The sequence below is a fragment of the Marinobacter salicampi genome (assembly GCF_011074795.1).
In the GTDB taxonomy this organism is placed as follows: Bacteria; Pseudomonadota; Gammaproteobacteria; order Pseudomonadales; family Oleiphilaceae; genus Marinobacter; species Marinobacter salicampi.
In genome coordinates this window covers 399,586-413,494 of the sequence record NZ_JAAMPF010000012.1, presented here as the reverse complement: position 1 = coordinate 413,494, position 13,909 = coordinate 399,586, and the positions used below count along the sequence as shown (strand labels likewise).

The following is a 13,909-nucleotide window of genomic DNA, read 5'->3' as shown; positions in this document are numbered from 1 at the left end:
GCCTGCTGCGTAAGTCGAGCAAAGGTAGCGGAAGCTTCAGCTTTCGAGGAGCCGTCAGGCTCCCAAGGTAGGTCGAAGTCATGGGCACCCCTTCGGTGTGCACGAAAGCTGAAGCTTCCGCTACAAAAGATCGGATGCCTGATGCCGTATTGTCGGGCGTTTAAAACGGATGAACGACCGACCCCCTGATAGGGCATTTGAACGTAAGGGACGAGCAAACCCCTGCAGCTGCGGTGTAGGTTATTTTAATGTAGCGGAAGCTTCAGCTTTCGAGGAGCCGTAAGGCTCCCGAGTTTAGTCGCGATGCTGGGCACCCCTTCGGTGTGCACGAAAGCTGAAGCTTCCGCTACGAAATATCATACTCCGACTACTCGAGCATGCGCCGGTACCGCGCAAGTAGGGCTTTGTCAGCGGAGGGATACTCCGGGGCCAGTTCGCGCAGTTTGTCTGCCAGCAGGCGAGCGATAATGGCGCGGGCGTTGGGCTTGCTGTCACCGGGAATGATCAGCCAGGGTGCTTCCGGCAGGTGAGTGGCGGCAAGGGCCTCTTCGGCGTAGCCGAGCAGCTCATCACGGCGTTCCCAGGCCTCGATATCGGACGGGTCGAACTTCCATTGCTTGTGGGGCTTATCGAGTCGCTTGAGAAGTCGGCGCCGGTGCTCGTCTGCTGAAAGATTGAGCCAGAACTTGAGCACGGTGGTGCCTTCCTGAACCAGATGCCGCTCGAAAAAGCGTATTGATGCGTAGCGTGCTTCCCAGTTGTAGCGGTGCAGCTGCCATACCGGCCAGGCACGCTCGGCGATCACCGCTTCATGATGACTGCGGTTAAAGGCCGCGACCTCTCCGAAGGCGGGAAGCATGGGTGTGACACGCCACAGAAAGTCGTGGTGTTTCTCAGCGCCTCCGGGGCGGGAAAAGGACCAGGCATGGAAGCCTGCCGGGTCCATGTAGGCGGCCAGGGTACGGATCAGACTGTCCTTGCCGCTGGCATCGGTGCCGTGGACGATCAGCAGCACCGCTTTCTCGCGATTGGCCCAGAGCCTGCGCTGGTACTCACCGATCGCTTTCAGGCTGGTTTCCAGGTTCGGCAAGGTGGAAGCGTCCGCTACTTTGCAGGGATAGTCCGCCAGTCGGGGCTTGCCGGGCTCGAAGAACCAGGGCTCGGCAGGGAAAGGGATCGGGTTATCCGCCATGGAGTTGTCCTTTCGTTCATTTTTTCGTATCCATGGTTTTACTGTAGCGGTTTCCAAGACACAAAAAAGCCCCGGCTATGTAACCGGGGCTCTGACTGCCGTCCGCATGGACTAGAAGTTGTACTTGCCCGTCAGCGAGACCGTACGCGGCTCGCCATAGGCCACCTGGCCAAACTGTCCAATGTTAGTGAAGTACTTCTCATCCGTTACGTTATCAACGTTTAACTGCACATTGAGCTCTTCGGTGAACTGGTACCTCGCCATCAGGTTCACCAGTGTCAGCGAGTCCTGCTCGACCTTTTCCGGGTTGCCGGTGACCGGGTTGGTGGCATCGGCATAGACCGAGCTTTCCCAATTCACGCCGCCGCCGATGGTCAGCTGATTAAACGCACCCGGTAGCCGGTAGGTGGTAAAGCTTTTCAGAAGCTTGCGCGGCTGGTTGGTGTTCACATCCTCGCCGTTGGCGTCTTCAGCTTCGTAGTAGGTGGCACCCAGTTGCACATCCCAGCCCTCACGAATGGCTCCGGCGAGTTCCAGTTCGATCCCTTCCGAGGTAGCGCCTTCGGCCTCTCGAAAGGCCTGATCGGTGGTGCCGGCAACGAAACTGCTGCCATCAGCCTGGGCCAGGTTGTCCTGCTCAATGCGGAACACCGCCGCTGTTGCGACCAGCCGGTCATTCATAAAGCCGGCCTTTACACCCAGCTCGTAACTCGCGCCCTCGATCGGATCAAGGTTTTCACCTGAGGCGTCGAGCTCATCCTGGGGATTGAAAATGTCGGTGTACGACGCATAGGCGGTGTAGATTTCATTGATGTCGTACAGCAGACCAAAGTACGGGGAGACAACGTCGTGCTCGATGCTCTGCTCTTTGTTGTACGCAGCTTCAGCGCGGTCAACTTCAAGGTCGGTGACCCGGGCGCCGATTATGGCCTTCAGCCTGTCGGTAACGTTCAGGCGGGTGGAGCCATAAAGCGCCAGCTGGGTATCAGTGCGCTTTTCGTAGAGGAATTCCGGTCCCCACTCGTGCTCGGGGTAACCGCGGCCGTCCCATTTGTTGAAGTCCCCAATAGGCGCGACGCTGGTGGCATTGTGCGAGTGGGCAACGAACTCACGCTCGGCGCGGGAGACACCGAAGGTGGCGTCATGGTCGCGTCCGAACAGGCCGTATTGGCCAGAGGCAAACAGGTCCACCATGGAGTACTTGGAGTCGGTCCTGAAGTTGCCGCCTTTAAACGCGGAAATTCCCTCGCCAGTTTCCCGGTTGGGGGCGCCCGTTACGTACAGTAGCCGGGAGTCGCTGTCGGATTCCCCATAATTGAAGCGTGCATTAATCTGCCAATCTTCATTGAGATAATGACCCAGTTCAGCAAATGCATTCTTGTGGGTACTGTCCCAGTATGCCCAGTCGGCCGCAGTGGTCTTGGAGCGACTCCAGTCAGTGCGCGTGCCATCGTCATACCAGAGGGGCAGGCCGCCCCAGGTCGGCGCATCATTGTCATTGCGCTGATAGCTTGCGCCCAGGGTCAGCAGGGTGTTGGCAGAAAGGTCCATCTCAGTGGTCAGGTAGACCAGGCTGTTTTCACTGGCGCCGACGTCACGGAAAGAGTCCTGCTGCTCGTGGCTCACTACCGCACGCCCGCGGACCGTTTTGTCTTCGTTGAGTGCCGAGGCTACATCCAGGGCGGCCTGGGCTTCGTTACGACTGCCTCCGCCAACGATCGCAGAGCCATTGAACTCCCCTGAGTCGGCGCGCTTTCTCACCAGGTTTATCGCAGCCGATGGGTCACCAATGCCGCTCATCAGTCCGGTTGGGCCCTTGACGATCTCCACCTGTTCGTACTGCCTGGCGCTGGAGAGGTTTTCGCCGGTACCCCAGCCTGGATCGAAGGGGGTTGGAACGCCGTCGATCAGGTAGTTGGTGATCTCGAAGCCCCGGGCAAAATAGAATTGCCGGGCGCTGTCGTATTCTTTTACGGAAATACCCGTGGCCTGCGCCAGTGCGTCATTGACGGTGGTGAGATTCTGGTCTTGCATGCGTTTCTCAGTGATCATTGTGACCGACTGAGGTGTCTCACTGACCGAAAGCGGCAGGCCCGAAGAAGCCCGGCTTTTCTGGCCGGTATATTCTTCGGCAGGGTCTGCCCCCGGGTTTTTGTCGGCTTCCGCCGTTACCTCGATGGCTTCCAGTTGCACCGCCTCAGTGCTGGCGTCATTTGAATCTGTGGAAGTTTCCTGGGCGTGGGCCGTCGAAAACGTTGCGAATGCGATGCTGGCTACCGATGCCTTGATCGCCAGATTCAATGGCTTCACGGTGAATGAAATGCCGCTGCGAGTTAATGCGGATCTGTTCATAATGTCCTCTGTACGGGGCAGTGTTAAACGTGGAACTGGATTAAAAGTTTAAGAGACGCGCATTATATATAGGCAATTTTTAAAAACAAATAAAAATTGTTCGCATTAAGATGTAGATTAAAGAAGCAAGAAGGCGGGGAGTTCGAATGCAACGGAAGCTTTAGCTTTCGAGGAGCTGCCAGGCTCCCGGTGGGCCGAGATGTTGGGCACCCCTTCGGTGTGCACGAAAGCTGAAGCTTCCGCTACGAAAGACCGGTGCCTGATGCTGAGGTGTGGGGTGTTGAGCGCTGCGACCGATCGTTCGCCCGACACTGCGAGGCAGGGTGTTTTAATGTAGCGGAAGCTTCAGCTTTCGAGGAGCCGTTAGGCTCCTGGTTTTGTATAGGCGCTCAGAACTCCAGGCAGATCTTGCCGAAGTGCTTGCCGGATTCCTCGTAGCGAAACGCGTCCGCAATTTCGTCCAACGGGAATGACCGGTCGATCATCGGTTGCAGGCCGTTTGCTTCGATGGCGCGGATCATTTCCTGTTGATGGGCGCGGCTGCCAACGATCAGGCCCTGCAGGCGAGCCTGTTTGGCCATCAGCTTTGCGGTTGGTACGTCGCCGGACCGGCCGGTGAGTATGCCGATCAGCGATATGTGACCACCGATGCAAACGGCGTCGATGGATTCCGGCAGGGTTCCGGGACCCCCCACTTCAATTACAAGGTCCACACCCCGGCCGTTGGTGAGTTCAAGTACCCGCTGGCCCCAGGACGGGGTGGTTTTGTAGTTAATGGTGTGGTCGGCCCCAAGGGCGCTCAGCCGCTCAAGCTTGTCATCGGAAGATGAGGTCGATATCACCCGGGCGCCCATCATTTTCGCGAACTGCAGTGCAAATATGGATACACCCCCGGTACCAAGTGTGAGCACCGTATCACCGGCCTTGAGGCCGCCGTTCACGACCAGGGCTCGCCATGCGGTCAGTCCGGCGGTCGTCAGGGTCGCCGCCTGGGCGTGGCTAAAGCCTTTTGGTGCCAGTGTGAAATAGCTCGCTGGCGTCACCACGTACTCGCGGGCGTAACCGTCGATGCCGTCCCCCGGGGTTGTAGTGAAATTGTCGATAGGCGCAGGGCCGTTTTCCCATTGCGGAAAGAAGGTGGACACGACGTGGTCTCCCACCTTGAATTCGCTCACGTGGGTTCCCGTCGCCTCGACCACGCCTGCTCCGTCGGCCATGGGTATGCGGCCATCAGCGGTTGGTATGGCACCGGCAACCACAGCGTAGTCATGGAAGTTCAGAGAGTTGGCGTGAATGCGCACCCGCACCTCGCCGGGGCCAGGTTCGCCCGGCTCCGGTCCGTCGGTGATTTTCAGTTGGTCCAGCCCGCCAGGCTGGGAAACAGTGGCGAGTTTCATGCTAAAGCCTCCTTTCTTTGGTTGTTCAGTCGGGCAGATCCGCAACCCGGTCGACCACAGCGGCATAGAGATCGCGCGTTGACGCCAGGGCACCGTCATGCACCTCCTGGGCTGACAGCACCTTGCCGTTGGCCGCCTCCAGCGGACGGGTTGCTGTGGCGCTGGCGACTACTGTAGGCGCGTAGCCCAGGTTGAAGCCACCATGGGCTGTGGAGTTGACGCACATATGAGTCATGAAGCCAGCCAGAACGATGTTTTTCACCCCCTTGGCCTTGAGCTGCTCGTCCAGGTCAGTCTGCACGAACGAGTTGGGGAAGTTTTTGGTAATGACCGGCTCGCCGCCTTTCGGGGCAACGATATCAGCGATGGCACCGATTCGATCATTGACGTCGTAGGGTGAGCCCGGGCCGGCGTCATGGCGGATATGAAATACCGGAATCCCCTGGGCCCGGGCCTTCTCCAGAAGTACATGGGCCTCCTCCAGGGCTTCTTCTACGCCCTCCAGTTTCATCACGCCCTCGCGGTAGGTGTTCTGGCAATCGATCATGATCAGGGCGGAGTCCGAAAGCTTTGCCGGCGCATGGCCGAGGCCGTTGAGTTCCCGGAGCGTGGTGGCCGGTGTGGAAGAGGATGCTGTCATTGTCGTTCTCCTGCGTTTGGCGTCGATGCATCAGTGCAACATGGGCCTGCTTCGAAGTACATACGACGATAAACCTGATCCGATGGGTCTTTGGGAGGATAGCTTGGGCGAGGCGGTTCACAGAGCCCGTGGTCGAGCTTGGCCGGGAACCAGGGGTGGCGGTCCAGAAGACCGCCTGCTTTTTACTGCCAGTAATTGTTTGCCGCCGCGACGGTCTGGAAGTGAACCGCTACAACTTCCGAGGCATGGATCAGTGCCTCGCCATCACCGGCGTATTTCTCACGCTCGCGGAACAGAATGTCCTTGTCCGGCTGTGTAATCTTTACACCCATTCGGGAGAGTTTGATGGCAAGTTCAAACCCTGCCTGTGGTGTATCTGTCTTCAGGCTCGTTAACCATGCCTCTGACTTCTCGCCTTCTTCGGCCTGAATGGCCATGGGCAGGGTAAGGGCCATAACGGTTAGAATTGCCATTACACCTTTCTTTGTTGTGATCATGGAGATCTCCTTTTCTCATCAGTTGGGGTACCGGCGCACTTTTGCTTCGGGCCCGTTTGGCCTCCGGTCTGAGGTCCACCCATTTAGGACTTATAAATATGCACGTTCAATATCTCTTTAGAGGGAGATGGCAGCAGTGACCCTGGCGGAAAAACTGTGTCTGACCGCCGCCTTTATCTTTTTCATGACGGGCCTGGTGACCGGCATCTGGAAATACCGGTGCATGGCAACCAGTTCGAACGCATCAGCACCGAGGTATGTGGACGTCGCCCACAGAAGCTCGCTTATGTACAGCTTTGCGGCGTTGTTACTGGGCTGGTTTGCCGGCTACAGCATGCTTCCTGCCTGGCTGAATACAGCGGCTGCGGCATCGGCTCTCGGCTTTTTTGCCCTGGCCATAGGCACCTACCTTGTGCACGGCGTTCTGCGCGATACCAGTAACCAGTTGCGCAAACCGCACAGGCTGGGAAGCACAACCTTGCCGCCCTGGGTGATCCACAGCTTTATGATTGTCCTTGTCGTAGCCGAGGTTGGTGGCTCACTGGTCCTGGGTGCCGGCGCCTTGATGGCAATCTGGTGAAAGCCGCGGCGGCCGACCAGCACACCGTTGGTGTGCACGAAAGCTGAAGCTTCCGCTACGAAAGGCTGTACGCCTGAAGCTGCAGCGTAGGAGCGTCTGAATGTCGCGGACGACCGAACACCTGAACCTGCGGTGCGGGCTGTTTTTAATGTAGCGGAAGCTTCAGCTTTCGAGGAGCCGTCAGGCTCCTGATATGGGCCGGAATGTTGAGCACCCCTTCGGTATGCACGAAAGCTGAAGCTTCCGCTACGAACGACCAGAGCTGAAGCTTCCGCTACGAACGACCAGAGCTGAAACTTCCGCTAGCAGTGATCAGATTGGCGCCACGCCGAAGAGCCATTGGTGGGCCCAGAATACTGTGATCAGGTACACCGCAAGGCCGCCGATTACGGCAATGGCATCATTGGCAGCGCTCTTCGGAAGCGTTGGAATGGGACGTTGGCCCCTGCGCTTCAGGGAGATGCGATCGATCACTGCCCACGCCAGGAAAGAGCCAAACAGCAGCAGATCATGAAGCATGCCGTTGGCGAGCAGGTGCGCCAGTGCCCACAGCTTGACGGCCACCAGCATGGGGTGCCCCAGTTTCGCCTTGATTCTGCCGGGCAGGTAGGTGGCAAAAAGAAGGGGAAATACCGGGACCAGCAGCAGCATTGCCAGGTGTTTCAACCAGCCTGGCGGCGTGTAAATGACTGTCGGATCCATTCGGGCGGCACCGTAGCCCCAGATGATCAGCACCAGGCCAACCAGCGAGATCAGTGAGAAGACCCCTTTGAAGGCGGCTTCACCCATGGACGCACGCAGGCGGTTACGTAGCGGTTCATTGACGATGGAAAGCGAGTGAATCCCCAGAAACAGAACCAGACCAGCGATCAGTGTGGTCATTTGCCAAACTCCTTTTTGTCGATAAGGCCGGACTTTATTAATTGCCGGTTTAACAGCAGTGCTGTCCATGTGAGTATAGCCGTGCAAACCAAGCCAGAACGTGAACCATCACCGAGGGCGGGATCGCGTTTCGCTTATCCCCGGCCTCAGCCATACCGGACGCTTCCCGACAAGAGCCGGGCCCGTCACTGTCCAGGACACAAGGATCTGCGATGTTTCACATTCACGTCGAGCGCACGCTTGCCAGAGATATAGACACGGTATTCGAGGCCCTTTCTGACCACGCACGTTATGAGCGCTTCCCTGGAGTTGGCAAGTCAGTTTTGCTGGAGAAAGGGCGGCTCGAGACCAATGGTACCGGGGCGCTGCGTGTCATCGGCGCCGGCCCCCTTGAACTCACCGAACGTATTACACGGTTCAACAGGCCCACGGTAATGCACTATCTGATAGAGAAATCGAGCCCGCTTCCCATAGCCCACAGCCGGGGTGAAATCACCCTGGAGCCCCGGGGCGAGCACACCCATGTGACCTGGGTCTCCGAGGGCCGCGTCAAGGTTCCATTTGTGGGCAAAGTGCTCGATAAGCTGGCTGAGCAGAGGTTTGCAAGGGCCTTCGCGTCTCTGCTGAAGTCTATCGAGCGATAGTGAGGGTGGCCTGACGTCTTCCTGAACTCTGCCAGGCCTATCCGGCAGGGGTCAGGGGCAAGTGACCTTACTTGAACCGAATCACCAGTTCGCGGAGATCTTCGGCTACCTGTCCCAGGGCCTTGACGCTCCGGGTGGACTCCTCGCCTTTGTGAAGGTTGCTTTGCGCCAGGCCGGATATGTTTTCTACCTGGGCATTGATCTGGTCGGAAACCTGGGCCTGTTCTTCCACGGCGGCGGCCATCTGGAGGGCCATATCAGCAATGTCCGTCACCGCGTCGGCGATGCTGGTCAGGGTTTTTTCTGTTTCAAACATTTTCTGCAGGCCAGTTTCAGCGGCTTTTGTGCCCTGTTCGGCAACCGCCACCGAACGCTCTGACCCGCTCAGCAGGCTTTCCACCACGTTATGAATTTCCTGGGTGGATTCCTGGGTGCGTCGGGCCAGGGTACGAACCTCGTCTGCCACAACCGCAAAACCGCGGCCGTGCTCGCCAGCGCGGGCAGCCTCAATGGCAGCGTTAAGTGCCAGCAGATTGGTCTGGTCGGCAATCTGCTCGATGATGCCAGCGGCAGAGGCAATACTCTGGGATTGGCTGGCCAGTTCGGTCACCGACTGGCGAATGCCGTCGACCGTTACCTTCAGTTCTTCGATAGCCTTGCGGGTAGACTCCACCACTTTGCGGCCACTCACCGCGAGGCCGCGGGATTCTTCAGCCCGGTTGGCTGTGGTTTGAACGTTTGACGAAACCTCCGCGATAGTCATCGACATCTCGTAAACGGCGGCGGCCGCCTGTTCGGTCTCAACCTGCTGCCTGCGCAGGGCTTCCTGGGTCTCGTGGGCGATTTCAAGGCCAGTGACCGAACTGGTTGTTATCAGGCCTGCGGAGTCTTCCATTCGGGTCAGTACCGCGTCAAGGTGTGCCTTTTGAGCCATAACCGCGACCTTGATGCGCCCCCGTTCCGGCGAATCCTCGGTGTACGACTTGGCGGCCAGAACGTCGGAAAAGCTGTTTTTCAGAAGCCCCGTGATGGCACTCTGCAGTTGCTTTTCACTGGCTTGCTTCCAGATCACGGCGACCACCACGCTGATGGCCAACAAGCCCAACGCGACGGCCGGGAAGCCAGTAGCATGGACACCGGCTGCGACGGCGATCATGGCGATCAGTGCGATGGCTCCGAAGGGCACTGTCTCCCACCACTGGATCACAGGCTTGCCGGCATTGATGCCAGCGTAGAGCCGGGCTGCGCGCTCAACATCTGCCCGCTCAGGACAGCTGCGTACCGACTCGTAGCCGACCACCCGGCCACTTTCGGTGACAGGGGTCACATAGGCGCTTACCCAGTAGTGGTCTCCGTTCTTGCAGCGGTTTTTCACCAGCCCCATCCAGGGCCTGCCTGCCTTGAGGTGAGACCACATGTTTTCGTAGGCGGCCGGGGGCATATCCGGGTGGCGGATAATGTTGTGGGGTTGGCCTATCAGCTCTTCCCGGCTGAAACCGCTGATATCCACAAAGGCCCGGTTGCAATGGACAATCTTGCCGGTGAGGTCCGTTGCCGAAATCAGCTTCTGGCCGCGGGGAAACGGACGCTCACTCTGGGTGACCGGAAGATTTTTTCTCATCTGCAAACGTACCTGCTGGGTAATGGCCTGGAAGGGCTGGGAAAGCGCCGGGTAGAGTACCAACCAGCTCAAGTTGAAAGTGTAATTTATTGTTTTCAATAGTTATGAAGCACAGAATCAACGCCCTCTATGGTTGCCGGCAACGTATCGATACGGTAACTGGCGTGCAGGTCAGTTCACTTCTATCTTGGGTTAAAGACTCAGGGAGAAGCGCCATGGAATGGCTTGCAAGGAAGCTCAGGCTGAAGACCAATCCAACCATCTTCTTTACCTCTGCGGGTATCATGGTGGTTTTCCTGGTGTTGCTGCTGATAGCCCCGGGGCCGATTGGAGACGCCTTCGGTGCCGGACGCACCTGGATCGTGACCAACCTTGGCTGGCTCTTCATCCTGGGGGTGACCAGTTGGGTCGCCTTCCTGCTTTGGGTCGCGCTCAGCCGTTATGGCGTCATACGCCTTGGAGGCAACGACGCCAAACCTGACTACGGTAATCTTTCCTGGTTCACCATGCTCTTCGCCGGCGGTATCGGTACGGTGCTGATGTTCTGGGGTGTGGCAGAGCCGATTTCCCATTTCGCATCGCCACCCCGCTCAGGAGTAGAGCCATTCTCCGTTGAGGCCGCAGACGATGCCATGGGCTTCTCGATCTATCACCTGGGGTTGCATACCTGGGCGATCTTCACCTTGCCAGGTTTGGCTTTTGCCTACTTTATCTATCGCTACGACCTGCCGATGCGTTTCAGCTCGGTGTTCTACTCCCTGATAGGGGACCGTATTTATGGACCGCTGGGAAAAACCCTGGACATCTTTGCGGTACTCGGCACGCTCTTTGGTGTTGCCGTTTCGGTCGGGCTGGGTACCCAGCAGATCAATGCCGGACTCACCGAACTGTTTGGTGTCGCGGATTCAGTAACCTCCAAGGTCATTGTCATTACCGTACTGACGACTGTGGCGGTGGGTTCGATCGTGGCTGGTCTGGACTCGGGTATAAAGCGGCTGTCCAACCTCAATATCAGCATGGCCGTGGGGCTGATGTTTTTCGTACTGTTTACTGGCTCCACGGTTTTCCTGCTGCGAGCGCTGGTGGAAACATTCGGCCTTTATATAACCAACCTGCTGCCGATGGCTTTCTGGAACGATGCGCTTGCCCAATACGACCATGAAGACGGCGGATGGGGCTGGCAGGGTGGTTGGACCGTATTTTACTGGGCCTGGACCGTCACCTGGTCTCCCTTTATCGGCATTTTCATAGCCCGTATCTCCAGGGGACGGACGATACGGGAGTTCGTGCTGGGTGTGCTGTTTGCACCCTCCATTTTCACTCTGGTCTGGTTCAGTATCTTCGGCTGGTCGGCCATGGAGATCGACGGCATCGGCGCAGAAACCCGTGCAGCCCTGGGCGCAGAGGCAGGCTCCCTGTCCACGGCGGTCGAGGAAAGTATTCCCCTGGCACTGTTTGCGTTCTTTGAAAATTTCCCCGGCACGGCCCTTATCCAGGGCCTGGCGGTGGTGATCGTAGCCATATTCTTCGCCACCTCGTCAGATTCCGCCTCCCTTGTGGTGGATATGCTATGCACCGGCTCTCCGGACCCGGGGCCCTGGCATCAGCGGGTTTTCTGGGGTGTCTCGGAAGGCGTGCTCGCAGCCATGCTGATCGTGCTTGCTGGCGAGGCCGGGCTGACCGCCTTGCAGGAAGTGATCACCGTGGTCGGGTTGCCTATGTTCGTTCTTGTGTTTGCGATGATGGTTGCGCTTTTCCAGGGTCTTTCAAAAGAGGATCTGACAGAAATCAGGGTAGGTAAGCCACCACCTGTTGAGGAGCTGAAAAATATATAAGTATCTTTTTAAGCATCTAGCGCCCTATAGTGAAATGGTCGCGTTTGGCGATGACTAAAAACAGTCAGCAATCAAAAAGGGATTTTTATGAATAACATTATCTATATCGTGGGCCTGGTGGTTATTGTCCTGGTCGTCCTGTCATTCTTTGGCCTGCGCTAGACACAGTCGTACGCTTTGACCTGCATTCACAGCCATGATATCAGCCGACCGAAGCGTCGGCTTGAAGCATTTCCCCGCTGACTAGACAGGGAGCCTGGCGGCTCTACGAAAGCTGAAGCTTCCGCTACGTTTACACAACCAGCTATAAATAATCGGCTATTGATCTTTTGTAGCGGAAGCTTCAGCTTTCGAGCACCCTGACGGGGCGCCCTTCCTGATTGACTCGCTCATTTGCACTCTGTGGACCCTTGCTCCATAAGTTCCCCAAAGCGATTGCTGTAGCTTTGCATCGCTTCTTCGACACTTGCCTTATCTCCGCCACGGGTTGCGGCCAGACTCTCCAGCTCCTGTTCGACCTCGCCTTCCTCAAACCCATTGGTAAGCAATTTGACCGTCAGGGGAATCAGTTCTCTGTCCGACTCTGATGTGTTCGATACCACATAGTCACTCAGACACTGGCAGTTCAGTAAGCGTTGATGGTCGCATAGCAAGTTGGTCAGGGCTTTTTTGGCGGCTTTGGTGTCTGGGGTAACATCTTCACTGCAGGCGGTGGCTATTAAGAGCAAAGAGCCCAAAAGAAGGCCTGCCCTGGCGGATGGTCTGGGGTTCGCAAAAAACGCGCGCATACTTTTCTCCGGTTCGACTGTTCAGGTCGTCGCGGACATAGCCCGCGACACAACCATCGCTCTATCCAAGAGCGGAACATTTTGATTGCGCCGGTAACAGCATAAAATGTGCCTATAATCAAAAAGGTATATAAATCAGTCGGCCGGAAATTGCAGGAAAGGTTCGCTGAACCGGGTTGTAAAAAGCCCCGACATGTTGCCATCGTATGCCAGGTCTTGGGCTACATGGCAGAGATTTGCCTTCAGGGCTTCTGGCTCTGCCCGCCCGCAACACTCGATGGGATAAGAAAGTGGCTGGCGACCCCCAGTGAAACAGCGGAGTTCCGTTAGGCGCACCTTGTGTTGTCGCTCGAATTCAACAAAGCAAGATTCGGGTCGGCCCCGGGTCGGCGAGCCTCTATCATGGAGACTGATCTGCCAGGCCATGCTATTGCTGGCTATAAGGCAATCGTTTCCAGATTCGGCTGGGCTTATGGAGAGCTTATGGAGGGTGCCATGGAGGAGGGTATGGGTAAGTCAGACTATAACCGTATCGAGCAGGCCATGACCTTCATGGCGACGGGGCAGCCCAGCCTGGAAGAGGTGGCGGCCCATGTCCACCTCAGCCCATTCCATTTCCAGCGGATGTTCTGTCGCTGGGCCGGAACCACGCCCAAGCGGTTCCTGCAGGCCCTCACCCTGGAGCGGGGCAAGCGCAGGCTGGAAGAAGCACACTCCCTGATGGACGTATCCCACAGCATCGGTTTAAGTGGCAGCTCAAGGCTGCACGATCACTTTGTATCCCTGGAGGCAGTAACACCCGGGGAGTACAGGAGCCAGGGTATGAACCTGGCCATTCAGTACGGTTTCCATGAAACGCCCCTGGGCAGAATCTTGGTTGCGGCCACCAACCGGGGTATCTGCCGGCTGGAATTTCTTGATTACCGATCCCCCGAGGATGTGCTTGCTGACCTGCACAAGGACTGGCCCCGAGCGACGCTCGCAAGAAACGATCAGGCCACAAGCCAGGTGATTGATGGGCTGTTCAGGGCACAGGCGGATTGGCAGCGGGGCCCCGTGTCCTTGCATGTGGTCGGCACCAATTTCCAGGTCGCCGTATGGCGTGCCCTTCTGAGGATTCCCTCCGGTAAGCTGACCAGTTATTCACAGATCGCCAGGGCGATGGGCACGCCCAGGGCTTCGCGGGCGGTAGGCAATGCCATCGGGGCCAATCCCGTGGCCCTGCTGGTCCCCTGTCACCGGGTGATCCAGCAGAGTGGCGCTATGGGCGGCTACCGCTGGGGTGGCCCCAAGAAGCTGATGGTGCAGACCTGGGAGAGCTTGCGTAGCGAACCCGCTGACGTGTGAGCGGTCACCGCAGGGGACGGGGGCCTGAGCAGGAAAAATCGTGTGCTGCACCTTTCTGTCGAGACGAGGCCGGTCGAAATCTGGATAATGGCGCTCAAAGTTTCGCCACTCAGCCAAAATTTCCCGATCCGGTA

General features: G+C 57.6%; 12 protein-coding genes. 4 read left to right on the top strand and 8 right to left on the bottom strand.

Going from position 1 to position 13,909, the window contains the following annotated elements; all coding sequences use genetic code 11:
- Positions 1-367: 367 nt before the first annotated feature.
- From G7W63_RS06610 to G7W63_RS06590, 5 genes are all read right to left on the bottom strand, one after another.
- Positions 368-1,192: a polyphosphate kinase 2 family protein gene (locus tag G7W63_RS06610; protein WP_166254962.1), complete on the bottom strand. Its 825-nt coding sequence runs from the start codon at positions 1,190-1,192 to the stop codon at positions 368-370.
- Positions 1,193-1,303: 111 nt separating this feature from the next.
- A complete protein-coding gene (locus G7W63_RS06605) occupies positions 1,304-3,544 on the bottom strand; it encodes a TonB-dependent siderophore receptor (RefSeq protein WP_166254959.1) in 2,241 nt (746 codons plus the stop codon).
- Between the two features lie 389 nt (positions 3,545-3,933).
- Positions 3,934-4,941 (bottom strand): zinc-dependent alcohol dehydrogenase family protein, encoded by a 1,008-nt coding sequence (locus G7W63_RS06600; protein ID WP_166254956.1) that lies wholly within the window; start codon positions 4,939-4,941, stop codon positions 3,934-3,936.
- Between the two features lie 25 nt (positions 4,942-4,966).
- Positions 4,967-5,581: a cysteine hydrolase family protein gene (locus tag G7W63_RS06595; protein WP_166254953.1), complete on the bottom strand. Its 615-nt coding sequence runs from the start codon at positions 5,579-5,581 to the stop codon at positions 4,967-4,969.
- 182 nt (positions 5,582-5,763) lie between these two features.
- Positions 5,764-6,078, bottom strand: coding sequence for a hexameric tyrosine-coordinated heme protein (locus G7W63_RS06590; protein WP_207308898.1), 315 nt, complete (start codon positions 6,076-6,078; stop codon positions 5,764-5,766).
- A gap of 127 nt (positions 6,079-6,205) precedes the next feature.
- Between G7W63_RS06590 and G7W63_RS06585 the strand changes: the two genes are divergently transcribed.
- Entirely contained in the window at positions 6,206-6,658 is a 453-nt protein-coding gene (locus G7W63_RS06585) for a hypothetical protein (protein WP_242634334.1), read from the top strand.
- A 312-nt stretch (positions 6,659-6,970) separates the two neighbouring features.
- Here the strand turns inward: G7W63_RS06585 and G7W63_RS06580 are convergent, their stop codons facing one another.
- On the bottom strand, positions 6,971-7,540 hold the full coding sequence (locus G7W63_RS06580) for an NnrU family protein (RefSeq protein ID WP_166254950.1): 570 nt from the start codon (positions 7,538-7,540) through the stop codon (positions 6,971-6,973).
- A gap of 212 nt (positions 7,541-7,752) precedes the next feature.
- Between G7W63_RS06580 and G7W63_RS06575 the strand changes: the two genes are divergently transcribed.
- Complete coding sequence (locus tag G7W63_RS06575) at positions 7,753-8,184, top strand: SRPBCC family protein (RefSeq protein WP_166254947.1); 432 nt, start codon at positions 7,753-7,755, stop codon at positions 8,182-8,184.
- 67 nt (positions 8,185-8,251) lie between these two features.
- Here G7W63_RS06575 and G7W63_RS06570 read toward each other — a convergent pair whose 3' ends face one another.
- Positions 8,252-9,805 (bottom strand): methyl-accepting chemotaxis protein, encoded by a 1,554-nt coding sequence (locus G7W63_RS06570; protein WP_166254944.1) that lies wholly within the window; start codon positions 9,803-9,805, stop codon positions 8,252-8,254.
- Between the two features lie 215 nt (positions 9,806-10,020).
- On the opposite strand from G7W63_RS06570, the gene G7W63_RS06565 reads away from it, so the two are divergent.
- A complete protein-coding gene (locus G7W63_RS06565) occupies positions 10,021-11,640 on the top strand; it encodes a BCCT family transporter (RefSeq protein WP_166254941.1) in 1,620 nt (539 codons plus the stop codon).
- A 389-nt stretch (positions 11,641-12,029) separates the two neighbouring features.
- On the opposite strand, the gene G7W63_RS06560 is transcribed toward G7W63_RS06565, so the two are convergent.
- Complete coding sequence (locus tag G7W63_RS06560) at positions 12,030-12,428, bottom strand: hypothetical protein (RefSeq protein WP_166254938.1); 399 nt, start codon at positions 12,426-12,428, stop codon at positions 12,030-12,032.
- 402 nt (positions 12,429-12,830) lie between these two features.
- Between G7W63_RS06560 and G7W63_RS20110 the strand changes: the two genes are divergently transcribed.
- A complete protein-coding gene (locus tag G7W63_RS20110; RefSeq protein WP_278185417.1) occupies positions 12,831-13,775 on the top strand; it encodes a methylated-DNA--[protein]-cysteine S-methyltransferase in 945 nt (314 codons plus the stop codon).
- The last annotated feature ends 134 nt before the right edge of the window (positions 13,776-13,909 follow it).